Source organism: Lentzea roselyniae (assembly GCF_039537795.1).
Classification (GTDB): domain Bacteria; phylum Actinomycetota; class Actinomycetes; order Mycobacteriales; family Pseudonocardiaceae; genus Lentzea; species Lentzea atacamensis.
This window is the reverse complement of the sequence record NZ_BAABBE010000024.1, coordinates 1-24,457: the sequence shown is the minus strand read 5'-3', so window position 1 is coordinate 24,457 and position 24,457 is coordinate 1. Positions and strand designations below refer to the sequence as shown.

Below are 24,457 nucleotides of genomic sequence, written 5' to 3'. Positions count from 1 at the left end.
CTGCACCGCGGCAAGATCAAACAACCGTCTCCCGGCGAGCCACAACGATCGGTTGGGCATGCATAGGCTGCGTCCCCATGGACACCGAGGCAGTGCGATCCTTCGTCCGCGCGGCCGAGCTCGGGCAGCTGCAACACGCGGCCGACGAGCTGGGCGTGACGCAACAGGCCGTCTCGAAGCGGATCGCCACGCTGGAACGGCAGCTCGGCGTCCAGCTGTTCACCCGCACCGCCCGAGGTGTCGAGCTGACGCTGGACGGGCAGGCGTTCCTGCCGCACGCGCGCGGCATCGTCACGGGCGCCGACCGCGCCGTCACCGCGGTCACGCCGGGCTCGCGCGCCCTTCGCGTCGACGTGCTGGGCTTCCGCAGCGCCCAGGCCGTCGTGCTGCACGACTACTGGCGATCACATCCGGGAGTCCACCTCGACGTGGTGACTCTCAAGGCCAACGACCCGCGCACGGTGGTCACCGCCATCCAGGCAGGTGATGTCGACGCCTCGTTCCGCACCGTCACCGATCCGGCCGCGCTGCCGCCCGGCGTGCGCATGATCCACGCCTTCGACTCCCCGCTGGAGCTCCTCGTCGGCCCTCGGCACCCGCTGGCCTCCGCCCGCACGCTGACCCCGGCCCAGCTGCGCGGGCACCGGATCTGGGTGCCGGGAATCGCGCCCCGCAGCGAGTGGGCGGAGTTCTACGACCAGCTCGTCACCGCCTTCGACCTGCGCCTGGACGGGGCGGGCCCGCACTTCGGCGACGAGGTGCTCCTCGACACCCTCGCGGAGTCCGCCGACGTGGCCACCTTCGTCGGCGCGCGCGACCGGTACGTCTGGCCCGCGAGCTACGAACTGCGCCGCATCCCGATCGTGGACCCGGTGCTCGTCTACCCGCTGTCGCTGCTGCTCCCGGAGCACGCGCATCCGGGACTGCGGCCGATCATCAACCACCTGCGGAACCTGCCACCGCTCACGCCGAAGGCCTGGCGCCCGTCCTGGGGTTCTCCAGCCACGTGAGAGCTTCCTCCACGGTCGCCACCACCTGCGCGGGCGGGAGTGGCGGCCGGCGCACGACCACCACCGGAATCCCCAGCTGCCGCGCGGCTTCCAGCTTGGCCGACGTCATCGAGCCGCCGCTGTCCTTGGTGACCAGCACGTCGATCTCCCGCGACCGCATCAGCTCCAGCTCACCGTCCACAGTGAACGGACCGCGCGACAGCAGCACCTCGATCCGTTGCGGCATGGGCGGCTCCGGTGGCTCGACCATCCGCGCCAGGAACCACTGCCGGCAGCCGGCGAACTCCGCGAGATCCTGACGCCCGGTCGTGAGGAACACCCGCTCCCCCGGCAGGTGCCGCGCGGCATCGGCGACGCTGTCCACCCAATGCCATCCCTCGGCGGGCGTGAAACCGGGCCGGCGCAGGACGAGGAACGGAACCCCGGCTCGCGCGCAGGCCTCGAACGCGTTGGCGGTGATCTGCCGCGCGAACGGGTGGGTGGCGTCGACGACGGCGTGAATGTCGTTGTCCCGCAACCACTGCGTCAGCCCGTCCACCCCGCCGAACCCTCCGACCCTGACCTCGCCTTCAGGCAGCTTGGGGTTGCTCACCCGGCCGGCGAGCGACGAGATCGCGGGGACGTGCCGAGCCAGCTCCCGCGCCTCTCCCGTCCCCCCGAGGATCAGGATCATCGAACGCGAGTGGCCGAGTACAGGTGGCTGTCGGGGAACTGGGTCGCCCCCAGCACGTTCCCGACGATGATCACCGCGGTCCGCTTGATCCCGGCGGCCCGCACCTGGTCCGCGATGTCGTCCAACGTCCCGCGCAGCACCACTTCATCGGCACGGGACGCGTAGGCGACCACAGCGACCGGGCAGTCCGGCCCGTAGTTCGGCACCAGCTCCGCGACCACGTCCTCGACCCGCTGCACGGCCAGGTGCAGCACGAGAGTCGCGTGGCTGCGGCCCAACGTGTCCAGGTCCTCACCGTCCGGCATCGGCGTCGCGCGCTGCGAAGTCCGCGTGAGGATCACCGTCTGCCCCACCCCCGGCACCGTCAGCTCACGCTGCAACGACGCCGCCGCGGCCGCGAACGCCGGCACGCCTGGCGTGACGTCGTACGGAATCTCCAGCGCGTCCAGCCGGCGCATCTGCTCGGCCATCGCGCTGAACACCGCCGGATCCCCGGAGTGCAGCCGCGCCACGTCCAAGCCCTGCTCGTGAGCCGCCTGTAGCTCAGCGATGATCTCGTCCAGCGTCAGCTCGGCGGTGTCGACCTTCCGCGCGCCGACGGGACAGAAGTCCAGCAGCTCGACCGGCACCAGCGCCCCCGCGTACAGGCACACCGGCGAAGCGGCGATCAGGTCACGCCCGCGCACGGTGATCAGGTCAGCGGCACCGGGCCCGGCGCCGATGAAGTGCACGGTCACTTGGTCACGCTCCACGTCGTCACGGGCATGTGCGGCCGCCACCCGGTGAACTTGCCGACGGACGAACCGCGGTTCACCGCGATCCGCACCAGGTCGCCGCCGAGCCGCTCGTACCACTGCGCCACGACGGCCTCGGACTCCAGCGTCACCGCGTTCGCGACCAGCCGCCCGCCGGCGCCCAGCGCGTCCCAGCACGTCTGCATCACACCGGGCACGGTCAGCCCGCCACCGATGAAGATCGCGTCGGGCTTCTCCAGTCCCTCCAGCACCTCGGGCGCGCGGCCGAGATGAACCTCGATCCCGGGCACGCCGAGCGCGGCGGCGTTGCGCTGAATCCGTTCAGCGCGCACGACGTCCTGCTCCACCGCGATCGCCCGGCACGTCGGATGCGTCCGTGCCCACTCGATCGCGATCGACCCCGACCCGGCACCCACGTCCCACAGCAGCTGCCCCGGCAACGGCGCCAACGTCGACAGCGAAATAGCCCGCACCTCACGTTTGGTCAACTGGCCGTCAGTCTCGTAAGCGTCGTCCGGCAGCCCGGGCACCCGCGAATAGGCGCTCCCGGCGTACTCGGCAGCGATGACGCACAACGGATCCGCACTCTCTCCGGACCACTGGTAGACCCGCTCGGCGGGCCCACCCAACTGTTCGAGCACTGTAATCGGCCCAGCCATTTCCGCAACGGTCGCGGGATCACCACCCAGCACCAAAATTCGGCGGCCGGGCGTCAGCGCAGGTCGCAGCAGGTCGGGCGAGCGGCCCACGAGCGACACGACCTCGACCTCGTTCAACGCCCACCCGAGCCGCGCGCAGGCCAGCGACACCGACGAGGGGTGCGGGATGACGGTGACGCGCGAGCCCAGCAGCCGCACCAACGTCGTGCCGATGCCGTGGAACATCGGGTCGCCCGACGCCAGCACGCACACGTCGCGGTACTTCTCGAACAGCGCGGGCAAGGCCGGGACCAGCGGCGACGGCCACGCCACCCGCTCGAACTCCCCGGGCACGAGGTCCAGCTGCCGCTTCGACCCCATCAGCACCTTCGCCCCCGCGACGGCCTTCCGCGCGGCAGGCGACAGCCCGTCCCACCCGTCGGCCCCGATGCCGACGACGACGACGTCAGACGGTTCCGGTGACACGCTGCACCTGAATCTCGATCACCACGCGCTCCGGGTTGACCCGCGGCTGCCGGTACCGCTCGGCGTACCGGCGCACGGCGTCCTCCACGGATTCCACGTCATCGCGAACGACAGCGGGACCCTCCAACGTGGACCAGCGGCGACCGTCCACCTGGCACACAGCGGCGTACCCGGCCTTGCGGACGTGCTTGACCTTCCACGACGCGCCGTGCGTGATGATCCGCGCCACACCGTTCTCACGATCGAGGGTCACGCCCACCGGCACCACGTGCGGCGTCCCGTCCGGACGCACGGTGGACAGCGTGCACAGGTGCCGCTCGGTCCAGAACTCGGCGAACTCTGCGCCCCGCTCGATCGACATGGCACGCATCATGCAATGCCGCGCGCGCGAAACGAAATCAGCCTCTCACTCCGCGAACCGCGGCTTGTTGAGGCAGTGGCCGTGGTATCGCATCACAGCCCAGCCTTCGCCGGTGCCCAGGAACCACGCGCCCCCTGGCGGGTCGGCGGGAAACGTGCCGTCCAGCAGTTCCACGAACCCGTCGGCCACTTCGAGGATCCGGCCGACCTCGACGTGGTCCTTTCCAGTTCGCGTGAAATCACGCGGCACGTCACCGGCCCCGCGGGCGCACCGTCGTGCCTCGAGGGAGATCTCCAGCAGCAGACGCGACTGTTCCGGGGTCAGCCCACGAAGGACTTCCCCCACGTCGAGGCATTCCAGGGGTGCCCCGCCAGTCCTCGGCGCGCTCCGCCAGCCACGGGTCAGCCACGCGCTCGGCCTGGTCGATCAGGTAACCGAGCCACACGGCGAGGGCGTCGTCCAACACCCAGAAGCCCTGGTCCTCCACCGAGACCGTCGTCGTCCTGCTCACCACGCGAGGGTACGGCCCGCCACCTCGGTGACGGGCCGCATTTCCGCACTACGGGTAACTGACGACGTTCACCGGCACCGTGCCCGGCGGCGTCACCGCCCCCACCTCGTTCACCACGTGCGTGATCGTTCCCTGGTAGTTGAGCGACACGGTCAGCAGGTTGTGCAGCCGCACGCCGGGCCGGTCGGGCACCTCGAACGCGTGATGCGCCCGCACCGACGGGTTGACGTTGAAGAAGCAGTAGCTGCCGAGCCCCCACGCCTCGTGCGTGGTGACGTTGTCGCCGACCTTGTAGGCCGCATAGCCGGCCAGCCCGTTCGGACTCATCCACGTGGCCTGGTTCGGCACGTCGTAGGGCATCTCGTTCTGGAAGAAGATCGTCCGCCCGCCCTGGCCGTTCCAGATCACCTGGTACTTCTGGTAGTGCTCGACGAACAAACCGGTCGCCAGCACGTTGTTGCCGTTCACGACGACGCCCGTGTCACCGACCGCCTCGGTCCAGCCCCAGGTGCCCGCGTTGCCGTGGTCGGCGCGCCAGGCCCAGGTGTGGTCGATGATCGTGTTGTGGCTGTTGACGACCAGGCTGTTGGTCGCCTTGCCCGCGATCGCCCCGCCGACCCGGAAGAACACGTCCTGCAACGTCGTCGGGTTCGCCGCGTGCGACGCCGACGAGCCCGCCGGCCCCACCGTCAGCAACGCGTCCGATCGCGTCGTCCCGGCGTCGAACAGGATGCCCTTGATCCGCACGCCGTCGACGTCCGCGACCTGCATCGCGTTGACCCCGTTGTCCGGCACGATCGTGGCGTAGCCGATGCCGAGCACCACGGTGTTCGGCCGGGTCACGTTGATCGTCTGGTTCACGTGGTAGATGCCGGGCGTGAAGAACAGGTTGCAGCCCTGCGCCAACGCCGCGTTGATCGTCGACGCGGTGTCACCGGCCTTCACGACGTAGAACTGGCTCATCGGCAACGACGTGCCCGGCGTGCCACCGTTGATCCACGACGCACCGGAAGCGTTGGTGCGCAACGAAGGCAGGAACACCCGGTACTGGTTGCCTTCGAGGTACAGGTACGGCACGTCACGCGAGACCGGCGTGGTCGCCAGGTTCGTCGACGGCGGGTTCGGGAACGTGGTCGGTGGTGCGCCCGGCGTCCCGGAGAACACCATGTTCCACACGCCGCCGTTCCAGCTGCCGTAGTTCGAGTCACGCGTGTACCACTGCTGTTGCGAGACCGATGCCGTCTGACCGGTCACGCGGGTGTCCGCCGTGTAGCCACCGCTGGCGAAGCCGTACGACGCCGGGTACAGCGCGAGGTTGCCGCGGATGTCCATGCGGCGGAACGGTGCCGCCTGCGCCACGGCCCACCGGTTGGTGCCGTTGCTCGGGTTGACCGCCATGTTCTCGGCGGAGCGCCAGAAGTTCTGCAGCGCCACGCCCTTGTCGGACTCGTTGAAGGCGTCCACGGTGATGTCACCGTTGATCAGAACATCTCCGGGGTTGCGCCCCAGACCCGAAACGGACGTGTAGTAGCCCACGTCGTCGTGGATGCCGTTGTACGTGCCCGGCTTGAACAGGTGCGCGACCCGGCGCGGCGCCATCTGCGCCGTCAGCGTGTCCTTCTGCATGTTGAAGTCCGCGTCGAGCTGCGTCTGGATGCTCGCAGCGGACATCGACGGGTCGAAGATGCGCGTGTTCGGCCCGAAGTTCGGGTTGTCGGACTGGACGCAGCCCTGCTGCGTGCCGATCGTGTAGGTGGCGCTGCCCACCGACGAGTTCGCGAGCCCGGCCTTGATGCCTATCGCGTTGATCGTGCGGCTGGTGGGCACGGAGATCGGCCCGGTGTAGAGCGGAGAGCCGGCGGTCGGCGTGGAACCGTCCACTGTGTACCGGATCGACGCGCCGGCGGTGGCCGTCGTGATCGTCACGGTCTGGGCGGACGTGTACGCCCCACCCGGCGGACTGAAGGTTGGCGTGGCCACGGGAGCTTGCGTGCTGCCGTGTGTGTAGGTGAAGTGCGGCGTGTCGTACTGAGGTCCGCTCTTCTCGTAGGTGAACCAGTATTCGATGACAGAGCCCGATGACAGCCCACCGACGGTCTTCTGCCAGACACCGCCGTTGTTGGTCATGCGGAAGTTCTGCTGCGGAACACCGGTGATCAAGTAGTGCACGTCGACGTACAGGGCAGGGGTCGTCGGCGTGAAGTCGATCCTCGCCTGAGTGGAGTCCAGCGCCGTCACGTTCTGCGTGTAGTCCTCGGCCGCGGACGCGGCGGTGGACGACGCCAATGACGACAGGGCAATCGCTGCGGCGGCCAGTCCGGCCAGCCATCTCACCTTTGAGAGCGCTCTCACACCTCGAACGGTAAGCGGCGGACGTCTGTTTGAACAAGCGACGTTTTCACCCGAACGAGCCCGTACCTTGAACCGGAAACAACCCATAGCGTTGACACATGACCGCGACGACATCCACCGCCTACAGCCGGGATCTCGGCGAGGAACTGCGCCTCCTGCGCGAGCGGTGCTCCACGCTCAACGGCCGCAAGTTCGCGATTTTGCTTGGATGGGATCCAAGCAAGGTGTCCAACATCGAGCACGGCAAGGCGCGCGCGAGCGAGATCGACCTGGTCCAATATCTCACGGCGTGCGGCAAGGACATCGACTACTTCAACGACTTCCTGACCCGGTACCGCAACGCCTTCGACCCGTACATCGCGCAAGTCCCGGACGATCTGCGCACGCTGGCCATGGCCGAGTCGATGGCCACGAAGATCACGTGGGTCGACGTGCTCGCCGTCCCCGGCCTCATCCAAACTCGGGAGTACGCCGACGCCCTGTACCGCAAAGCTGGCCTCGTACCCGAGGAAAAGATCGCGGGGTGCGTCAAGTTCCGCATGGACCGCCAGTCGATCCTGCGCCGTGTCAACAGGCCGGAATGCCGGTTCTACGTCCTCGAACGCGTCTTGCAGACACGTGTCGGCAGCGACAAGGTCATGGAGGACCAGTACCTCCGCATGCTCTTCAACACGCACATTCTGCGGATCGTCCCCGACGACGCCATCACTCTGATGGCGGGTTGTGCGTTGCTGGAGTTCGACAAAGCGCCCACGCTCGCTTACAGCGAAACCGACCTGGCCCAGGTGTTCGCGCAGGACAGCCTCGCCGTCGATCGCACCACCAGCCTGTTCAAGCGACTGGATGAGCTGGCATTGGATGAGGAACAATCGAAGCGCAAGCTGGCGGAGTACGTCAGCCGACTTCGAGAGGAACCTCATGACGGAGAAGCGGACCTGGCGTAAGAGCAGCTACAGCGGTGGCAGCGAAAGCGGCGCCTGTGTGGAGGTGTCGCTGGCCCAGGACGCATTCGTGCGGGACTCGAAGAACGCGAGTGGCGACGTGCTCGCGTTCTCGTCCCCCGCTTGGGCAAGCCTGATCAGGTACCTCGGTTCTCGTTGAGGTAGTTGTAGATCGTGTAGCGGGTGACCTCCAGGACACCCGCTAGATGGTCGACGGAGTCGCGGATCAGGAAGAACCCGGCTTCGTCCAGCACGCGCACGACCTGTGACTTGTGCACCTTCTTCATCAGTTCGACCGGCACACCGACATCGGCGATCGCCTTCTCGACCAGCACCCGCTGCAGCGTGTCCACGTCCTGTGGAAACGACTCGACGGGCCCGGAAGCCTCGTGCGCCGCCAGCTTGTTGACGCACAAGCACCCCACGGCCACACCGGCCGCATCGCGCACGAAAGTGGTCGACGACCAGATGGCCCGCCCATCGGGCGCGTACGTCTCATAGCCGGGCATGTCGGTGGTCGTGCCGCGCCGGACCAGCCCCAGCAACAGGTCGGTCATCGGCCCGCCCACCTGCCGCCCGGTCAGCGAGCCCGCGATCGCGATGATCGAGTTCGGCAGCCGCGACAGGTCGTGCACGACGACCTCGGTGTCGGGTCCCAGCGCCGACGCGAGGCTGTCGACCGTCGGCACCAGCGCCGACAACGCCGCCGGAACCTCGGAGACCGAGGGCCCGGACAGCGACTTCAACGCGGCCCGCACCCGTTCCAGCGTCCCGCGCGTGGTCGTGGCGTGCGGCGACAACCGGACGTGCTCGGGCCGCACGGTCGCGGTGACTCCGAAGGCGTTCAAGGCCTCCCCGACCACGGAAGCCGCCTCCGGCATGGTGAACGCGAGGATCCCGGCCCGCCGCTCGCGAGCCGACACGATCTTGCCGCCGCACGACAGCACGATCTCCTCCAGCTCGGAGACCACCTCCGCCACCGCCGCTTCCAGCGAGCTGACCCCGGCGAGCTCGACCAGCTCCAACGCTTCCGCGAAAGCGCCGGAGACGACCGGCGAGAGGTTCGTGATGTTCCAGGAGGCGGCGTCCGGGGCCACGTCGTGCACCGAGTTGTCGAACAGCCCGGCGTCGACCGCGCCCGTCCACCCGGAGAGCACCGGCGAAAGCCGCTCCAAGGCCCGGTCCGACAGCACGACGAAACCCGTGCTCCACCCGGCCCGCAGCCACTTCTGCCCACCGACGACCAGCACGTCGGCGAACTCCCACGGCTCGTCGACCACGCCGAAGCCCTGGATGCCGTCGACGATCAGCAGCCGGTCGCCGACGACCTCGCGCAACGCCGCCAGGTCCGCGCGGTAGCCGGTGCGGAAGTCCACAGCGGACACCGACAGCGCGGACACCTCGGGCGTCAGGCGGGTCGCGACGGCGGCCGGCGCCACCGGACCCTCGAAGACGATCGAGGGGAGTCCCGCCCGCACCCACGGATAGGTGTTGGCCGGGAACTCCGACTCCGAGTACATGACGGTCCCGGACAGCCCGAACGCGGCCTGGAACAGGCCGATCGAGGTGCTGGGCACCAGCGCCACGTGGTCGGTGTCGGAGCGGCACAGCCGGGCGACGGCGGCTTTCACCCGTTGTTCCTCGCGCATCAGCGTGTCCACTGTGGAGGGCCCGGCGAGCGAGGCCTGTTCCATCAGCCGCGAGGTGGCCTGCACCACCGGGATCGACGGCGGGCCGAAGCGGGCGAAGTCGAGGTACCCCTCCGGTTCACGGAACTGGGCGAGGTACGAGGAGTCGGTCAACTCAGAACACCTTTGCGAGGAACTGTTGCGTGCGCGGCTGCTGTGGATTGTCCAGCACGTCGGCCGGTGTGCCGCTCTCCACCACGGCGCCGTCGACGAGGAACACCACGCGGTCGGCGACCGAGCGGGCGAAGCCGATCTCGTGAGTGACCACGATCATCGTCATGCCGTCGCGGGCCAGCGAGGTCATGACGTCGAGCACCTCGCCGACCAGCTCCGGGTCCAGCGCGGACGTGGGCTCGTCGAACAGCATCAGCTTGGGCTTCATCGCCAGAGCGCGCGCGATCGCGACACGTTGCTGCTGGCCGCCGGACAGCTGGCCCGGGTACGCGCCCGCCTTCTCCGCGAGGCCCACCCGTTCCAGCAGCGCCAACGCCTCCGCCCGCACCTCGGAGCGGTCGCGCCGCAGCACCTGGACCGGGCCCTCCATGACGTTCTCCAGCGCGGTGCGGTGCGGGAACAGGTTGAAGCGCTGGAACACCATGCCGACGTCGCGCCGCTGCCGGGCGACCTCGTGCTCGCGCAGCTCGTGGAGCTTGCCTCCGGCCGCGCGGAACCCGACCGGCACGCCGTCGACCCAGATCCGGCCGGCGTCGATGGTCTCCAGGTGGTTCACGCAGCGCAGGAACGTCGACTTGCCCGCACCGGACGGCCCGAGCAGGCAGACGACCTCGCCGCGCTCGACCTCCAGGTCGATCCCGCGCAGCACCTCGGTGTGGCCGAAGGACTTGCGCACCCCGATCGCCTCAACGAGGGCCATAAGCACGCTCCAGGTAGTGCTGCCCGATCGACGCGACGGACACCATCACGAGGTACCAGGCCGCGGCGGCGAACAGGGTTTCCATGATCTCCAGGTTGCGCGACGAGATGTTGTTCGCGGCGTGGATGAGCTCCAGGAAGGCGATCACGGACGCCATCGAGGTGCCCTTGATCATGTTGATGAAGTTGTTGCCGGTCGGCGGGATGATCACGCGCATCGCCTGCGGCAGCACGACCCTTCTGAGCGTCGTCATGGGTGTCATGCCGATCGACTTGGCCGCCTCGGTCTGGCCGGAGTCGACGCTGCTCAGGCCCGCGCGGACGATCTCGGCCATGTAGGCGCTCTCGTTCAGCCCCAGGCCGAGCAGTGCCGCGACGAACGCGGTCATGACCACGTTGGTGGGCACCGAGAACAGCATCGGGATGCTGATGTTCTGGAACACCAGCGCGAGGTTGAACCAGATCAGGATCTGCAGCAGCACCGGCAGCCCGCGGAAGAGCCAGATGTAGCCGACGGCGAACCACCGCGCGACGGGGTTCGCCGACAGCCGCATCAGCGCGATCACCACGCCCAGCACGATCGCGCCGCCCTGCGCGCAGACGGCGAGCACGATGGTGTTGAGCAGGCCTTCGAGCATCACGGGGTGCGTGAAGAACCCCGGCACGTCCTCCCACTGGATCTGCGCCTCGGCCATCGCCCAGCCGAGACCCGCGATGACCAGCACGATCAGCGCGCCGCTGAACCACCGCCAGGGGTGGCGCAGCGGCACGACGACCAGTTCTTCCCGGAGGTCGTTCTGGGCGAGATCACTTGCCATTGATGGCGGCCTTCGCGATCGCACCCTGCTTGATGTCCCAGGTGGTGAGGATCCTGTCGTAGGTGCCGTCGTCGATGAGCGACTGCAGGGCGCCCTTGATCGCCTCGGACAGCTTGGCGTTCTCCTTGTTGACGCCGATGCCGTACGGGCCGCCGTTGATCGGCGGGAGCTGGACGACCTCGAAGTAGCTGCCGTCACCGGCGGTCTTCGCGACGTACACGGCGGTCGGCAGGTCGTTGAGGATCGCCGCGACCCTGCCGGTGCGCAGCTGGTTCTGGTTGCCGGTGTCGCTGTCGGTGACGCTCAGCTGCACCTCGGGCTTGCCCTGGGCCTGGCACTTCTGGCTCTGCTCCTTGGCGAACTGCTCCTGCGAGCTGCCGAGGTTCACCGCCACGCCCTTGCCGCACAGGTCGTCCGGTCCCTTGACGCCCTGCGGGTTGCCCTTCTGCACCATGATCGTGATGCCGGAGGTGAAGTAGTCGACGAAGTCGATCTTCTGCTGGCGTTCGGCGGTGTCGTTCATCGCCGCCATGGTCACGTCGACGCGCTTGGTCTCCAGGCTCGTGATCAGCGAGCTGAACGCCATGTCGCTGTGCTCGGCCTTGAGCCCGAGCTTCGCGGCGATCGCCTTGATCAGGTCGACCTCCGAGCCCATCGGCGTCTTGCCGTCCTGGTCGTAGAAGTTGTTGGGCGGGTTCTGGATGTTCGACCCGACCCGCAGCTTGCCGGCCGACGCGATCTCGGGCGGCACCAGCGCGGCGAGCTTGTCGTCCTTCTTGACCGACGACAGATCCGACGAGGGCGGCGTGGACGTCTGCGCGGGGTCAGACGTGGACCCGCAGGCGGCGAGCCCCAGTACGAGCAGCGAGGTCACGAGCAGGCGCGGCATCATGGCGGGGACCGTACAACGTTGAGTTGAACACGTCCACAAAAAGTTGAAGTCGTGAGTGGCCGCGCGCATCCAGGGAATTCCGTTGACGTCTGCTCCGTTGGAGTGGGTACCCCCAGAAAAACGAGGAGGACCACATGGCGACGGTCGAGCTGACCACGGAGAACTTCGACGAGGTGGTCGGCGGATCCGGCATCGTCCTGGTCGACTTCTGGGCCGAGTGGTGCGGCCCGTGCCGCGCGTTCGCGCCCACGTACGAGGCCGCGTCGGAGAAGCACGAGGATCTCGTGTTCGGCAAGGTCGACACGGAGGCGCAGCAGGAGCTGGCGGCCACGTTCGGCATCCGCAGCATCCCGACGCTGATGATCGTCCGCGAGGGTGTCGTGCTGTTCGCACAGCCGGGTGCGCTGCCCGGCAACGCGCTGGACAGCCTGATCCAGCAGGCGCGTGACGTGGACATGGAAGAGGTCCACGCCAAGGTGAAGGAAGCCCAGCAGGGCTGATTGACCCAGATCAGCTGTGGGTACCTGACGTGCATGAACACCGACACGTCGACCGCACAGCTGGTCAACCAGCTGTCCGAGCAGGTGAGCAGGCTCGCCCGCGATGAGATCCGTCTCGCGGTCGCCGAGCTGAAGGACAAGGGCAAGCACGCCGGTGTCGGCGCCGGGATGTTCGGCGCGGCCGGCGTGTTCGCGTGGTGGGGCGGGCTCAGCGTCGTCGCGGGCATCATCCTCGCCCTGAACCTCGTACTACCCGCGTGGGCGTCCGCACTGATCGTCGCGGCCGTCCTCTTCGCGATCGCGGGTGTCGTGGCGCTGATGGGCCGCTCACAGGTCCGGCGCGCCACCCCGCCGGTGCCGAGGCAGGCGATGGACAACGTCCAGGAGGACATCGCGACGATCAAGGAGCGTGCGCACCGATGAGCGATCCCAGGGAAGAGCTGCAGCGCGACGTCGAGCGCACCCGCCGCGAGCTCGGTGAGACCGTGGAAGCGTTGGCGCACAAGGCCGACGTGCCCGGCAGGGTGAAGGAGCAGGCGCGCGACACCAAGGTCAGGATGACCAGGGCCACCAGCGAGGCGATCGAGTCGCTGCCGGAGCCGGTGGCGGAGCAGGTCGAGAAGGCGCGCCGGCATCCGGCGGCCATCGCGGCAGTGCTCATCGCACTTGTCCTCGTCATCTGGAAAATTTCCAGGAGGAATGGATGAAGTTGCTCTACCGCCCACTGGGAATGCTGTTCGGCGCGCTGGGAGGCTTCGTCGCGACCGCCATCTTCGGACAGGTGTGGAAAGTCGTGGCAGGCGACAAGGAAGCGCCGAGCGCGACGATGAGGAACCGCACCTGGCGCGAGGTCCTGCTGGCCGCGGCGTTGCAGGGAGCCATCTTCGGCCTGGTCAAGGCCGCGATCGACCGCGGCGGAGCCAAGGGATATCAGAAGCTGACGGGCAAATGGCCCGGCGACGAAGAGGATTGATCGGCACCCGTAACCGGTTCCGCCGAACATCCAAACGAGACACAGCGGTACACACCAATCGTTTGGCGACTTAATCTGGCCCGGTTGCCTGCGAAAGGGCCAGTGATGACTCGTCAGCTGCGGGCTCGTGCGCTTTCCTCGAGGTTCGAGCCGCTGACCGCGGTTCCGGACGACGCGGCCCGCTCCCGGCTGGGCGTCGTGCGGTTCGCCGGCACGTCGTTCAACCCGGTGCTGCGGGCCGGTCACCCGGAACTGACCGTGCACCTGGCCGACGAGCGGAGCGGCTTCGCCGAGGTCTGGACCAGCTCGCGGGGCGTCGAATCCGGTGAGCACAAGGCGATCACCTACGCCCACGACGGCGAATACCTGTTCTGCGCGGGACGAATTCCCCCGTGCGACGAGTACACCTACGCCGGGCGGCTCGCGTTCCGCGCCGCGCTGGAGCTCGCCGGCAAGCTCGGCTACCACCACATCTTCCGGATGTGGAACTACCTGCAGGACCTCAACCCGCAGAGCTACCGCGAGTTCCTGCTCGGCCAGGCCGAAGCGTTCGCGAAACGACCCGTGACGTGGAGCGGCCTGCCCGCGGCGACGGTGATCGGCTCACGCGGCGGCGGCATCGCGTTCCACTTCCTGGCCTGCCGCGCGGGCACCCCGATCACGATCATCGCACCGAGCGGCGCGCGTGGCGTCTACGCGCACGGCAGGCTTTTCTTCACCGCACCGTCGCTCGACGACGCCGAACAACTGATGAGCGCGGTGAACCTCGGGCAGTGGGGAATCGAGGACGGTTTCGGCCTGCACGACATCACGTCGCTGAAGGTCTACGCGCGGCAACCGGGTGATCTTTCCCTGGCGCGGTTCGAGTGCGACACTCGTCTGGATCGTGAGACGAGCCTGGCATATCTGCAGGCCACACTGCTTCAGGAAGAGCGCGTTCTGGAGTTCGAGGGCGTCGCTGGTTAGCCTGCGAGAGTTTGAAAACTAAACTATTCTCACTCGCATGCCACAGCCAGAGGGTGCCGAGCTCGACGCGATCAGGTCCAAGCGCGACGAGCTGCGCGACAAGTACGTGAAGCCGCTCGACGAGCGCGGCGGCTCACCCACCCGCGGCGTCCACCACATCGCGTTGATCTGCAAGGACGTCGAGGAGACCATCAAGTTCTACCAGGAGTTCCTCGGCTTCCCGCTGGTGGAGCTCGTGGAGAACCGCGACTACCGCGGCTCCAGCCACTTCTTCTTCGACCTCGGCAGCAAGAACCTGCTGGGGTTCTTCGACTTCCCCGGTCACGACCACCCGGAGTTCATGGAGACGATCGGCGCCGTGCAGCACCTGGCGCTGTCCACGTCCCCCGAGCGGTTCGACGAGATCAAGGCCAAACTGGACGACGCGGGCATCGAGTACCTGGGCCCCGACCGGGGCGTCGAGGACAGCCTGTACATCCGCGACCCCAACGGTGTAGGGATTGAGTTCTACCGGGAAGAGCTCGGCGAGTTCGAAGGCACGACTTTGATCAGGTAGGAACGGAGTCGCAGCGTGGCGCAAGAGGTCAGAGGTGTTGTCGCCAGAGGAAAAGGTCGGCCGGTAGAGCTGACCACGGTGCTGGTGCCCGATCCCGGTCCGGGCGAGGCCGTGGTTCGCGTGCAGGCGTGCGGCGTCTGCCACACCGACCTGCACTACCGCGAGGGCGGCATCAACGACGACTTCCCGTTCCTGCTGGGCCACGAGGCCGCGGGCGTGGTGGAGTCCGTCGGCTCCGGCGTCACCGACCTCGCGCCCGGCGACTTCGTCGTGCTGAACTGGCGCGCCGTCTGCGGCACCTGCCGCGCCTGCAAGCGCGGCAAGCCCTGGTACTGCTTCTCGACGTTCAACGCCTCCCAGCCCATGACGCTGACCGACGGCACCAAGCTCTCGCCGGCACTGGGCATCGGCGCGTTCGCCGAAAAGACCTTGGTCCACTCAGGACAGTGCACAAAGGTCGACCCCTCCGCACGAGCCGCAGCCGTGGGCCTGCTGGGCTGCGGCGTCATGGCCGGCGTGGGCGCCGCCATGAACACCGGCGGAGTGACCCGCGGCGACTCGGTGGCCGTGATCGGCTGCGGCGGCGTCGGTGACGGCGCCATCGCGGGCGCCCGCATCGCCGGCGCCGCGAAGATCATCGCCGTCGACACCGACCCGCGAAAGCTGGAGTGGGCCAAGGGCTTCGGTGCCACCCACACCATCAACGTCCGCGACGTCGACGACGTGGTCACCGAGATCCAGCACCTGACCGACGGCTTCGGCGCCGACGTGGTGATCGACGCCGTGGGCCGCCCCGAAACCTGGAAGCAGGCCTTCTACGCCCGCGACCTCGCCGGAACCGTGGTCCTGGTCGGCGTTCCGACGCCGGACATGAAGCTCGAGATGCCGCTGATCGACTTCTTCTCGCGCGGCGGCTCGCTGAAGTCCTCCTGGTACGGCGACTGCCTGCCCTCACGCGACTTCCCGATGCTCGTCGACCTGTACCAGCAGGGCCGCTTCGACCTGGACGCGTTCGTCACCGAGGAGATCTCGCTGGACGGCGTCGAGGGCGCCTTCGAGAAGATGCACCACGGCGAGGTGCTGCGATCGGTCGTGGTCTTCTGATGGCGCTTCGTGTTGACCACGCCGTCACGTCCGGCACCTTCTCGCTGGACGGCGAGACTTTCGACGTCGACAACAACGTGTGGGTCATCGGGGACTCGTCGGAGTGCGTCGTCATCGACGCGCCGCACGACGTCGATGCCATCTTGAAGGTTGTTGATGGCCGTCGCGTCGTGGCGATTCTCTTGACCCACGCCCACGACGACCATGTCCGCGTCGCCCCGGACCTCGCCCACGCCACGGGCGCGCCTCTCGCCCTGCACCAGGACGACCACATCGTGTGGTCGCTGACGCACACCGGCGTGATCCCGCACCAGGCCTTGGAGGACGGGCAGGTTCTGACCGTTGCGGGCGAGGAGATCCACGTGCTGCACACGCCCGGGCATTCGCCTGGTGCGGTGTGCTTCTACGTGCCCTCGCTGGGGGCGGTGTTCACCGGGGACACGTTGTTCCAGGGCGGGCCCGGGGCCACCGGGCGGTCGTTCTCGGACCGGCCGACGATCGAGAAGTCCATCCGGGAGAAGCTGTTGACGTTGCCCGGCGACACCGTGGTGCACACGGGCCACGGGCCGGACACGACGATCGCCGCCGAGGTGTTCTAGTCGCTCGCCGAGGTCTCAACCGGCCGCTCTGTGATCACACCGTCCTCGCCGACAACCCAGTTCTCGGGCCAGGTCGAGCGGGTGGCGACATCGCCGGTTGAGACCTGGGCGTGGATGAACTGACCAGCGCCGTCATCCACCAGGCATTCGGCCAGGATGGTCGTGCGGTTGAACTTCGTGACTCCCCCGAAGCAAGCCCCGCCGAACTCCAGTCCGCTGCCGGTGACATCGCTGAAGTCGACGCCGGCGTCGAAGGACGCCCGCCGGAAGTTCCCCAGCTCCCGGAAGTGGGCGGTGTTGAAGTAGTCGCCTGGGCGGTCGCTTCCTCCATGGCGAGGATGGTGGACCTCGGCGACTTCGGCACGCACAGCCGCGCGGAACCTGGCGCCGTCGAACTGCGCGAGGCGGAACGCGGCGTTCATGAAGTTGGTCCCGTGAAAGGTGGCGTTCACGAAGAAAACCGCGTCGAACTTGACGTCCACGAATTGCGCGAAGCCCTCGAACACGACGCGGTTGAACGAAGCGAGCCGGGTGAACGCGGCTCCCACAAAGTTCGCGGTACCGACGAACACGGCTTCGCCGAAGTCGGCTTCGCCGAAGTGACAGCCGCTGAAGTCGACGTCGACCAGGGTGGCCCCGTTGAGGTTCACTTCCTGCGCCTCGCCCCAGAACGTCACACCGGCCGCAGGGCGCAGGTGGGACGAGAGAACGTGCTGGGCGGTGCGGCGGACCTCCAACTCCTGAACCCGCTCGCGGTGGTCGGCGTCGTTCTCGTCGCCGGGCGGTGGGTAGGGCATCCGCAGGTAGGCGCACAGCAGGTTGACGATGGTCTGACGATGTTCGGGGTTGTCCTGCGCCAACCGCTCCAGCGCGTAGATACCGGCGAACCGGACCGGCGCCTTGTCCGAGCCGAGCTGCTCGCTCGCCTTGGTGTACAGCTCCGTGACCCGCCGGTCGGCGGCGTCCTTCTCCGTGGCCGCGGCGACTCGTTCCGCATGCAGGCGGTTGTGCTCGGCCACTTCACGCTGCAGCTCGTACGCCCGTGCCACATCGGCCTGGTCGAGCTCCTTCTGCACCAGCCCGACCTCGGTGGCGTGCTGCCGCCGCCACGCCAGGTACAACGCGAAGACCCCGCCACCACCGATCCCGATGCTCAACCCGGTGCGCAACGCGTCCAGCCGAGCGGTGACGAGCTCCTTGCCGGAGAGACCGGCCGTACCCCACCACCACAGCACGACCACCAGCACGATGGTGACGAGAGCGATTCCGGTCGCCACGAGAGCGATCACCTTGCGCGGCATCGGTTGCAGCGGCTCACGCGAAGTCGGCTGTGGCACAGGGGAAGCCATCAGAACCTCGGCGGCCGCTTCTCCAGGAACGCCGACACGCCCTCCTCGTAGTCCGCACTGGAGGCGGCCTCCGCGTACAGCGCCCGCACGAAGTCGTCCTCGTGCCCACCATCGGTGATCGAGTTGATGATCTTCTTGGCCCCGCGCACGGACACCTGCGCACGCCCCGCGATCTGTTCGGAGAGTTCCTTCACCCGAGCGTCCAAAGACTCCACGACCTCGTTCACCAACCCGATCCGCAGCGCCGTCGAAGCGTCCATCAAATCGGCCGAGAACAGGATCTGCTTCGCCCACGCCGGCCCGACCGCGTCGACGAGCGCCTTGGTGGACGTGAAGTTGTAAACGATGCCGAGTTTTGCGGGCGTGATGCCGAACTGCGCATCCAAAGACGCCACCCGAATGTCGCAAGCGAGGGCGATCTCACACCCACCGCCGACGCAGAATCCGGAAATCGCGGCAATCGTCGGCTTGTCCAGCTGGGCAACGGCGCGTTCCCCGTTGTGCACCGCCTCGCCGTAGTGAGCAGCCCCGGCAGCACCCCGTCGCAACGTCGAGAACTCGGCGATGTCGGCACCGGCGGAGAAGTGCGAGCCGCCCCGGATGACCAGCACCCTGACGCGCTCATCAGCGGAAACCTCAGCCATCAGCCCCGGCAGCGCGGACCACATCTCGTAGCTCATCGCGTTGCGCTTGGCCGGCCGGTTGATCGTCAACGTGGCGACCGGACCGGCCGCGGACAGCTCCAGGAACTCGCTCACAGGCCGCACGATACCCACCGTCTTCTGGCGCCACGCCCGGTCTCGGATGGGAAGAATGCGTTCACGCCCTTGTAAGGTCCCTTGCCGAAGAAGGGGGGAAGCGTGACCGCGGCAGGCATCGGCGCCTCCACACTGCGCACGTTCGCGGTGCGGTTGCGCACCAGCGCGCCCGTGTCGGCACGCATCCTCTCGGAACTCGCGAGTGAGCTCGACCGCGGCGGGCCGGTGGCCGAGCTGCTCTGCTCGCACAGCGCCGTGCACAGTCCGTTGTTCGGCATCCAGGCGCTCGCGGGTGTGCGGTTGCTGATGCTGTCGGGAAAGGCGCCGGAGCTGAGCCAGCGGTTCGCCAGCGCGCACGCCGCCGCGATGGCGGGCGAGTCCGATTCCACGGCGCTGCTGGCGTGGCTCGCGGCACGGCGGGCGATTGTCGAGAACGCGGGCGAGATCCTGGCGGCGCTGGACCGCACGGTGCAGCAGCACCAACCCAAGACCGCCGGGTTCCTCCTGCGCGGGCTGACGATGATCGGGGCGCCCAAGGTCCGGCTGCTCGAACTCGGTGCCTGCGCGGGGCTGAACCTCATCCTGGACCGCTACCGCTGGTTCGGCCTCGGCTGGGAGTGGGGCGACAAGGACTCGCCGGTGCGACTGGCCGCGGTCGGGCCGCAGCCGCCCGAGCTGGAGATCGTCGACCGGGCGGGCTGCGATCTGCAGCCGCGTGACCCGAGCGACCCCAAGCACGCGATGATCCTGCACTCGTTCATCCCGCCGGAGCACGACTCGTTGCGGTGGGACCTCGACGACGCCATCGAGGTCGCAGCCAAGGTCGGCGTGAAGGTCGCGCGGTCGCCCGCCGGGCGGTGGCTGCGGGAGAACCTCGTGCCGCCCGAGGAGCGCGGCACGTACACGGTGATCTGGCACAGCTCGTTCTGGCCGTACCTGACCGAGGACGAGCGCAACGAGATCGAGACGACGCTGACGGCGGCGGCCGGCTCGATGCCTCTCGCCCGCGTCGCCTACGAGCCGATCGACTTTCGTTCCAACCCGCGGCTGACGGTCACCATCTACAGCTGACTACCAGGTCATGGAGTTGCGGGTCTCGTCAGGAGACCCGCGGCGGGTGCGCCGAGGCTCCCTCGCGGGCGGGGGTGGTGCGGTGATCACGTAGGTGCCGTCCGCTTCGTTCACGTTGGCCGCGGGGATGGTCCGAGGCCACCGCGTGGACGAGTCGAAGCGGGCACCGTCGAGCGCCGAGAGGTCGGGCAGCGCGGCACCCGCGAGGTTCGCGCCGCGCAGGTCCGCGGACGTCAGGACGGCCTGGCTGAGATCGGCCCCGGTGAGGTCGGCCCCGGTGAGATCCGCCCTGTTGAAGTTCGCCTCACCGAACTGCGTTCGCCTGAAGTCGAGCCCCGACAGGTTGGCGCCACTGAGGTTGGCACCCTCGAAGTCCGGTGCTCCGAGCCATGCCCCGCGAAGGTCCGCACCGGACAGGTTGGCGTTGGTGAGCTCCACGTTGCAGTCGCCGTACCTGCTGACCGCACGGAGGTCCGCGCCGCGGAGGTCCGCACCGTGCAGATCTACACCGGCCAGGTCGTCGTAGGCGGGAAAGGTGATTCCGCGGAGATCGGCACCCGGGACGAGCCGTCGGCGGAAGTCATCGGCGTCCATCGGTCGATTGTGGCACCGTCCGGTCGTGCAACGCCTTCCGCTGAAAGGCCGCTACCGCCTCGTCGATCGCCTTGTTGTTCCAGCGCTGGAGGTTGACGGCGAGCGACACCTGGCGCTTGCCGTCCACGCTGTGGAACGACCACGTGCCCCCGCCCCACACGGAACCGTCGTGCCCCCAGAAGTCCCCGTGCCGGTGCAGCCCGAGCCCGTACTCGATCGTCGAGCCGTCGAAGGCGACCACCGGACCGGTCTTCTGCATCTCCCCCAACGACTCCGGCGACACGATCTTGCCGTCGAGCAGTGCGGCGAAGAAGAGGTTGAGGTCCTCCACGGTCGAGATCAGCGACGCCGACACGCCGACCCAGGACATGTCGTAGACGCTGTAGTCACGCGGCGGGTCGAGCAGGCCGAACAACGCCTCGTACATGGGAGGGTGCGGGCCCTCGATCCGCGTCCCCGTCGGGAACATCGTGTTGCGCAGCCCGGCGCGTTCGATGACGTTGCGCGTGATCCACCGCTCTGCCGTCATGCCGGTGACCGACTCGATGAGCCGTCCCAGCAACAGATAGCCGGTGTTGGAGTACACACCGGGCGGGACAGCGGGTGCTCCGGTGCCCAGCTCGATCAGCTCGCGCGGGTAGAAGTGCCGGAACTGGTTGTCCTCCAGGCTTTGCGCGGATCCCTCCAGCAGCGACGGGAACGCGAGGAACCGGTAGTCGGCCAGGCCGCTGGTCATGTTCAGCAGCATCCGGACGGTGGCCTCGCCGTGCACGGGCATGTCCAGGCCGATCTTGCCGCGTTCCACCAGTTGCATGATCGCGGCGGCGGTGAACGTCTTGGTGACGCTGCCGACCCGGTGCCGCATGTCCGGCGTGGCCTCGCCCGCGGCGCCGCGCCACACGTGGCCGTTGTCCCGCACTTCCGCCCAGACGCCGGGAACTCCGGCGTGGTGGATCGCCTCCAGCGCGGCCCTCATGCGAACGCCCGGCGCAGCACGTCGCCGATCTCGGCGAACTGGCGTTGCGAGACGTCCGCCGACAGCAGCGCCTGCGAGCCGTGGAACGTGCCCGGCCACTGGTGCAGCTCGACCTGCACGTCCGACTGCATGAGCCTGATGGCGTAGGCGATGTCCTCATCGCGGTTCGGGCAGAACTCGGCGGTCGCGACGTAGGCGGGCGGCAGGTCCGACAGGTCCTCGGCGCGCGCGGGTGCCGCGTACGGCGTCGCGGGCTGCCCGCCCAGGTAGTGCTCCCACGCCTGGACGGCCTTGGCGCGGTTGTACCAGGGAGTCTCGGTGAAGTGCCGGGCCGACCACGTCGTCAGCCGGTCGTCGAGGTGCCCGTCGCGAGCCTGCGCGCGAACGCCGACGTGGCCGCCGTCGCCGCGCTGTCCGCCGAAGATCTGGAGACCCTGGACGCCTACTGCGCCACCGGCTCGTTGCGCCGCGCCGCCGACCTGCTGCACCTGCACCACAGCAGCGTCTCGCGCCGCCTGGAGCAGATCGGCAAGGTCCTGGACGTCGCCGACCTGGCACGGGTGAAGCTCGCCCTGGCGGCTTTCCGGCTGTTGTGAGGCGCGCCGCAAACGTTTACAGTCTTGTTCCAACGCCGCCGTTCGCCTCGAGGAAGAGGACGTCGAATGGACGGCAGGATCACCCGTCGGCTGCTCATGATGTCCACCGTCGTGGCCGCCATCGCCACCCCGGTCCTGACCCCGGCCGCCCTCGCGGTCGCTGTGCCCGACCTGCCCTGGCCGGCCGCCAACGAGATCGTGCGGAACACGAAGCTCCCGTCGTTCCCCGACAAGAACTTCGACGCGACCGCGTACGGCGCCAAGGGTGACAACAAGACCGACAACACCGAAGCGTTCCGCAAGGCCATCGCCGCCTGCAACGCGGCGGGCGGCGGCCACGTGATCGTGCCGCGCGGCACCTACGTGACAGGCGCGATCCACCTGCTGAGCAACGTCGACTTCCACCTGGAGGACGGCGTGCTGCTCAAGTTCTCCGGTGACGCCTCGAAGTTCCCGACCGTGCTGACGCGCTACGAGGGCATCGAGTGCATGAACCGCTCCCCCATGGTCTACGCGTACAAGCAGACCAACATCGCGATCACCGGCCGCGGCACCCTGGACGCGGGCGCCACCGGTTCGTGGAACAAGGGCAGCGACCGCTCGTACCTGGAGTCGTTGGTGGCCAAGGGAACCCCGCCCGAGAAGCGCGTGGTTCCCGGCTCGGGCAAGAACATGCGCTCGACGTTCATCGAGCCCTACTCGTGCGACACCGTGCTGATCCAGGGCGTCACGCTGAAGAACCCGAAGTTCTGGCAGATCCACCCCACGCTCTGCAAGAACGTCACGGTCGACGACGTGCACACCGACCCGTCAACGGCCGCTAACAACACCGACGCGTGCGACCCGGAGTCGTGCGACCACGTCGTGATCTCCAACAGCGACCTCGGCGCCCACGACGACAACGTGGCCATCAAGTCGGGCCGCGACGAGGACGGCCGACGGCTCAACGTCCCGTGCCAGAACATCGTCGTCGTCAACTGCCGCATGAACGGCAACTGGGGCGCCATCACGTGCGGCTCCGAGCAGACCGGCGGCATCCGCAACGTCTACGGTTACAAGCTGAACTGCGTCAACGCCACCAAGTTCGCCCTGTACGTCAAGTCGAACACGAAGCGCGGCGGCTTCTCGCAGAACATCAACCTGGACAGCGTGTCCGGCGTCTTCGCGCGCGCGTTCGTCTACGTGACGACGACCTACAACTCGCAGACGGGCAACAACGTTCCCAAGTTCGGGCCGTTCGTCATCTCGAACTCCAGCTGCACCAAGGCGTCGAAGGTCCTCGACGTGTCCGGGCTGCCGCAGGAGCACGTGAAGGGCCTGGAGGTCCGGGACAGCAAGTTCAACGGTGTCGGCTCCACCACCAACACCGTCAAGAACGTGGACGGCCTGAAGTTCACCAACGTCACGGCGAACGGCAAGCCGATGACGAAGTAGGCCTCAGGCGGCCCGCGGGTACAGGCGGGCCATCCCCGGCGGCGCGGCGAAGGGCGCCCACGTGCCCTCCGCCTGCGCCAGCCGGTCGGCCACGACCCACAGAACGCTCGAGTTGAAGCCATATCCCAGGTGCGAGGACGACACCTGGACGTTCTCCCGCCGCGGCCCCGGCTCCTCGATGCACGACTCCCACGACACGATCCCGTCCGTCTTGGAGTAGATCGACGTGGCGGGCACCGGGATCGGCGGCCTGGTCGACTCCAGCGGCGGGAACTCCTCGCGCGGGATGTGCAGGCGCGAGAACAACGCGAAGGCGGGCATCGCCCGTGACTGCACGGGATCCGACATGTTGTACGGCGAGCCGAGCGTGATCACCTGACGCACCCGGTGCGGGTGGTCGCGTGCCATCTCGCGCGCGAAGATCCCGCCGAGCGACCAGCCCACGATGGAGACCGGGCCGCCGTGCTCGGAGGACGCCTTCTTCACCAGGGCGTGCATTCCGTCGACCGCGCGCCGGGTCGGGCCGATGTTGCGCCCCAGGCCCCACGGAACCACCCGATAGCCCAAACCGGACAGGAATCGGCGCAGCATCACCGTCGACGAGTCGGCGGCCCCGAGACCGGGGAACACCAGCACGGGATGGCCGTCACCGGCGGGCGCTCCTTTGAGCATCGACCGCGTGGCGACGAACTCGCCCACGTCGAGGGCGCAGCGGGTGGGCTCGGTGAGGTACCAGAACAGGCCGGGCGCGGATCCTCTGACGAGGTGGAGCGGAGAGGCAGCAGGAACTTCGAAGACTTCGTCCGAAGGTACGGCAGACATAGGAGCCTCCCCACACGTCGACAACCCCGAGCCGGAGCAATGCTTGAAATCTGTGGATGAGTTGGGAAGGGGCGTACCTTCCCGATGATCTGCTGATCCTCAAGCAAGGCCGACGTTGGCGCGTCGGTCGGGAAGGCACGCCCATGCTCACCGTAGTCCCT

General features: G+C 68.1%; 30 protein-coding genes. 14 read left to right on the top strand and 16 right to left on the bottom strand.

Annotated elements, in window-relative coordinates:
* Positions 1-77: 77 nt before the first annotated feature.
* A complete protein-coding gene (locus tag ABFX45_RS33315) occupies positions 78-1,010 on the top strand; it encodes a LysR family transcriptional regulator (protein WP_346134320.1) in 933 nt (310 codons plus the stop codon).
* Here ABFX45_RS33315 and ABFX45_RS33310 read toward each other — a convergent pair.
* The 6 genes from ABFX45_RS33310 to ABFX45_RS33285 form a co-directional block, all read right to left on the bottom strand.
* Positions 964-1,683 carry a cobalt-precorrin-6A reductase gene (locus ABFX45_RS33310; RefSeq protein ID WP_346134318.1) on the bottom strand — a complete coding sequence of 240 codons (720 nt, stop codon included), beginning with the start codon at positions 1,681-1,683 and terminating at the stop codon, positions 964-966. The two genes, ABFX45_RS33315 and ABFX45_RS33310, sit on opposite strands and share 47 nt — an antisense overlap.
* A complete protein-coding gene (gene cobM, locus ABFX45_RS33305) occupies positions 1,680-2,420 on the bottom strand; it encodes a precorrin-4 C(11)-methyltransferase (protein ID WP_346134316.1) in 741 nt (246 codons plus the stop codon). The genes ABFX45_RS33310 and cobM overlap by 4 nt, the downstream gene beginning before the upstream one ends.
* The gene (gene cbiE, locus ABFX45_RS33300; RefSeq protein ID WP_346134315.1) at positions 2,417-3,562 is read right to left on the bottom strand and encodes a precorrin-6y C5,15-methyltransferase (decarboxylating) subunit CbiE; all 1,146 of its coding nucleotides are present in this window, start codon (positions 3,560-3,562) and stop codon (positions 2,417-2,419) included. The genes cobM and cbiE overlap by 4 nt, the downstream gene beginning before the upstream one ends.
* Positions 3,543-3,932: a PPOX class F420-dependent oxidoreductase gene (locus ABFX45_RS33295; RefSeq protein WP_109637952.1), complete on the bottom strand. Its 390-nt coding sequence runs from the start codon at positions 3,930-3,932 to the stop codon at positions 3,543-3,545. The genes cbiE and ABFX45_RS33295 overlap by 20 nt, the downstream gene beginning before the upstream one ends.
* A gap of 36 nt (positions 3,933-3,968) precedes the next feature.
* Entirely contained in the window at positions 3,969-4,268 is a 300-nt protein-coding gene (locus ABFX45_RS33290) for a hypothetical protein (protein WP_346134312.1), read from the bottom strand.
* Positions 4,269-4,482: 214 nt separating this feature from the next.
* Positions 4,483-6,759 carry a chitobiase/beta-hexosaminidase C-terminal domain-containing protein gene (locus tag ABFX45_RS33285; RefSeq protein ID WP_428834266.1) on the bottom strand — a complete coding sequence of 759 codons (2,277 nt, stop codon included), beginning with the start codon at positions 6,757-6,759 and terminating at the stop codon, positions 4,483-4,485.
* A gap of 125 nt (positions 6,760-6,884) precedes the next feature.
* Here ABFX45_RS33285 and ABFX45_RS33280 point away from each other — a divergent pair, with 125 nt between their 5' ends.
* Together ABFX45_RS33280 and ABFX45_RS33275 are read left to right on the top strand one after the other, a co-directional pair.
* Positions 6,885-7,730, top strand: coding sequence for a helix-turn-helix domain-containing protein (locus ABFX45_RS33280; RefSeq protein WP_109637514.1), 846 nt, complete (start codon positions 6,885-6,887; stop codon positions 7,728-7,730).
* Complete coding sequence (locus ABFX45_RS33275; RefSeq protein WP_109637512.1) at positions 7,705-7,887, top strand: DUF397 domain-containing protein; 183 nt, start codon at positions 7,705-7,707, stop codon at positions 7,885-7,887. The genes ABFX45_RS33280 and ABFX45_RS33275 overlap by 26 nt, the downstream gene beginning before the upstream one ends.
* On the opposite strand, the gene ABFX45_RS33270 is transcribed toward ABFX45_RS33275, so the two are convergent.
* Genes ABFX45_RS33270 through ABFX45_RS33255 form a run of 4 tightly spaced genes read right to left on the bottom strand, consistent with a single transcriptional unit; the run spans position 7,865 to position 11,998 of the window.
* Entirely contained in the window at positions 7,865-9,529 is a 1,665-nt protein-coding gene (locus tag ABFX45_RS33270; protein ID WP_346134307.1) for an aminotransferase class V-fold PLP-dependent enzyme, read from the bottom strand. The genes ABFX45_RS33275 and ABFX45_RS33270 overlap by 23 nt on opposite strands.
* Before the next feature lies 1 nt (position 9,530).
* The gene (locus ABFX45_RS33265; RefSeq protein ID WP_428834264.1) at positions 9,531-10,289 is read right to left on the bottom strand and encodes an amino acid ABC transporter ATP-binding protein; all 759 of its coding nucleotides are present in this window, start codon (positions 10,287-10,289) and stop codon (positions 9,531-9,533) included.
* Complete coding sequence (locus ABFX45_RS33260) at positions 10,276-11,106, bottom strand: amino acid ABC transporter permease (protein WP_346134304.1); 831 nt, start codon at positions 11,104-11,106, stop codon at positions 10,276-10,278. Before ABFX45_RS33260 ends, ABFX45_RS33265 begins: the two co-directional genes overlap by 14 nt.
* Complete coding sequence (locus tag ABFX45_RS33255; RefSeq protein ID WP_346134302.1) at positions 11,096-11,998, bottom strand: ABC transporter substrate-binding protein; 903 nt, start codon at positions 11,996-11,998, stop codon at positions 11,096-11,098. Before ABFX45_RS33255 ends, ABFX45_RS33260 begins: the two co-directional genes overlap by 11 nt.
* A gap of 134 nt (positions 11,999-12,132) precedes the next feature.
* Between ABFX45_RS33255 and trxA the strand changes: the two genes are divergently transcribed.
* The 8 genes from trxA to ABFX45_RS33215 all read left to right on the top strand — a co-directional run bounded on the left by trxA (position 12,133) and on the right by ABFX45_RS33215 (position 16,696).
* The gene (gene trxA / locus ABFX45_RS33250; RefSeq protein ID WP_109637499.1) at positions 12,133-12,498 is read left to right on the top strand and encodes a thioredoxin; all 366 of its coding nucleotides are present in this window, start codon (positions 12,133-12,135) and stop codon (positions 12,496-12,498) included.
* Positions 12,499-12,531: 33 nt separating this feature from the next.
* The gene (locus ABFX45_RS33245; protein WP_346134300.1) at positions 12,532-12,921 is read left to right on the top strand and encodes a phage holin family protein; all 390 of its coding nucleotides are present in this window, start codon (positions 12,532-12,534) and stop codon (positions 12,919-12,921) included.
* Positions 12,918-13,205 (top strand): DUF3618 domain-containing protein, encoded by a 288-nt coding sequence (locus ABFX45_RS33240; protein ID WP_109637497.1) that lies wholly within the window; start codon positions 12,918-12,920, stop codon positions 13,203-13,205. Before ABFX45_RS33245 ends, ABFX45_RS33240 begins: the two co-directional genes overlap by 4 nt.
* Entirely contained in the window at positions 13,202-13,471 is a 270-nt protein-coding gene (locus tag ABFX45_RS33235) for a DUF4235 domain-containing protein (protein ID WP_112227932.1), read from the top strand. The genes ABFX45_RS33240 and ABFX45_RS33235 overlap by 4 nt, the downstream gene beginning before the upstream one ends.
* A 105-nt stretch (positions 13,472-13,576) precedes the next feature.
* Positions 13,577-14,437, top strand: coding sequence for a chorismate transformation FkbO/Hyg5 family protein (locus ABFX45_RS33230; protein WP_346134298.1), 861 nt, complete (start codon positions 13,577-13,579; stop codon positions 14,435-14,437).
* Between the two features lie 37 nt (positions 14,438-14,474).
* A complete protein-coding gene (locus ABFX45_RS33225; protein WP_109637490.1) occupies positions 14,475-14,993 on the top strand; it encodes a VOC family protein in 519 nt (172 codons plus the stop codon).
* 15 nt (positions 14,994-15,008) lie between these two features.
* Positions 15,009-16,097, top strand: a complete 1,089-nt coding sequence (locus ABFX45_RS33220) for an S-(hydroxymethyl)mycothiol dehydrogenase (RefSeq protein ID WP_346134296.1) — start codon at positions 15,009-15,011, stop codon at positions 16,095-16,097.
* Positions 16,097-16,696 (top strand): MBL fold metallo-hydrolase, encoded by a 600-nt coding sequence (locus tag ABFX45_RS33215; RefSeq protein WP_109637486.1) that lies wholly within the window; start codon positions 16,097-16,099, stop codon positions 16,694-16,696. Before ABFX45_RS33220 ends, ABFX45_RS33215 begins: the two co-directional genes overlap by 1 nt.
* On the opposite strand, the gene ABFX45_RS33210 is transcribed toward ABFX45_RS33215, so the two are convergent.
* Together ABFX45_RS33210 and ABFX45_RS33205 are read right to left on the bottom strand one after the other, a co-directional pair.
* On the bottom strand, positions 16,693-17,997 hold the full coding sequence (locus ABFX45_RS33210) for a pentapeptide repeat-containing protein (protein ID WP_346134294.1): 1,305 nt from the start codon (positions 17,995-17,997) through the stop codon (positions 16,693-16,695). The genes ABFX45_RS33215 and ABFX45_RS33210 overlap by 4 nt on opposite strands.
* Before the next feature lie 47 nt (positions 17,998-18,044).
* Positions 18,045-18,803 (bottom strand): enoyl-CoA hydratase/isomerase family protein, encoded by a 759-nt coding sequence (locus tag ABFX45_RS33205; RefSeq protein ID WP_109637479.1) that lies wholly within the window; start codon positions 18,801-18,803, stop codon positions 18,045-18,047.
* Between the two features lie 102 nt (positions 18,804-18,905).
* Between ABFX45_RS33205 and ABFX45_RS33200 the strand changes: the two genes are divergently transcribed.
* Positions 18,906-19,874: a DUF2332 family protein gene (locus tag ABFX45_RS33200; protein ID WP_170154979.1), complete on the top strand. Its 969-nt coding sequence runs from the start codon at positions 18,906-18,908 to the stop codon at positions 19,872-19,874.
* On the opposite strand, the gene ABFX45_RS33195 is transcribed toward ABFX45_RS33200, so the two are convergent.
* Genes ABFX45_RS33195 through ABFX45_RS33185 form a run of 3 tightly spaced genes read right to left on the bottom strand, consistent with a single transcriptional unit; the run spans position 19,875 to position 21,938 of the window.
* Entirely contained in the window at positions 19,875-20,468 is a 594-nt protein-coding gene (locus ABFX45_RS33195; protein WP_109637475.1) for a pentapeptide repeat-containing protein, read from the bottom strand. It lies immediately after the preceding gene.
* Positions 20,455-21,444: a serine hydrolase domain-containing protein gene (locus tag ABFX45_RS33190; RefSeq protein WP_109637472.1), complete on the bottom strand. Its 990-nt coding sequence runs from the start codon at positions 21,442-21,444 to the stop codon at positions 20,455-20,457. Before ABFX45_RS33190 ends, ABFX45_RS33195 begins: the two co-directional genes overlap by 14 nt.
* Positions 21,441-21,938 carry an alpha/beta hydrolase fold domain-containing protein gene (locus ABFX45_RS33185; protein ID WP_346134290.1) on the bottom strand — a complete coding sequence of 166 codons (498 nt, stop codon included), beginning with the start codon at positions 21,936-21,938 and terminating at the stop codon, positions 21,441-21,443. Before ABFX45_RS33185 ends, ABFX45_RS33190 begins: the two co-directional genes overlap by 4 nt.
* On the opposite strand from ABFX45_RS33185, the gene ABFX45_RS33180 reads away from it, so the two are divergent.
* Together ABFX45_RS33180 and ABFX45_RS33175 are read left to right on the top strand one after the other, a co-directional pair.
* Positions 21,906-22,040, top strand: a complete 135-nt coding sequence (locus tag ABFX45_RS33180; protein WP_346134288.1) for a hypothetical protein — start codon at positions 21,906-21,908, stop codon at positions 22,038-22,040. The two genes, ABFX45_RS33185 and ABFX45_RS33180, sit on opposite strands and share 33 nt — an antisense overlap.
* Positions 22,041-22,106: 66 nt before the next feature.
* Positions 22,107-23,474: a glycoside hydrolase family 28 protein gene (locus ABFX45_RS33175; RefSeq protein ID WP_346134286.1), complete on the top strand. Its 1,368-nt coding sequence runs from the start codon at positions 22,107-22,109 to the stop codon at positions 23,472-23,474.
* 3 nt (positions 23,475-23,477) lie between these two features.
* Here the strand turns inward: ABFX45_RS33175 and ABFX45_RS33170 are convergent, their stop codons facing one another.
* On the bottom strand, positions 23,478-24,296 hold the full coding sequence (locus ABFX45_RS33170) for an esterase/lipase family protein (protein ID WP_109637465.1): 819 nt from the start codon (positions 24,294-24,296) through the stop codon (positions 23,478-23,480).
* Positions 24,297-24,457: the final 161 nt, after the last annotated feature.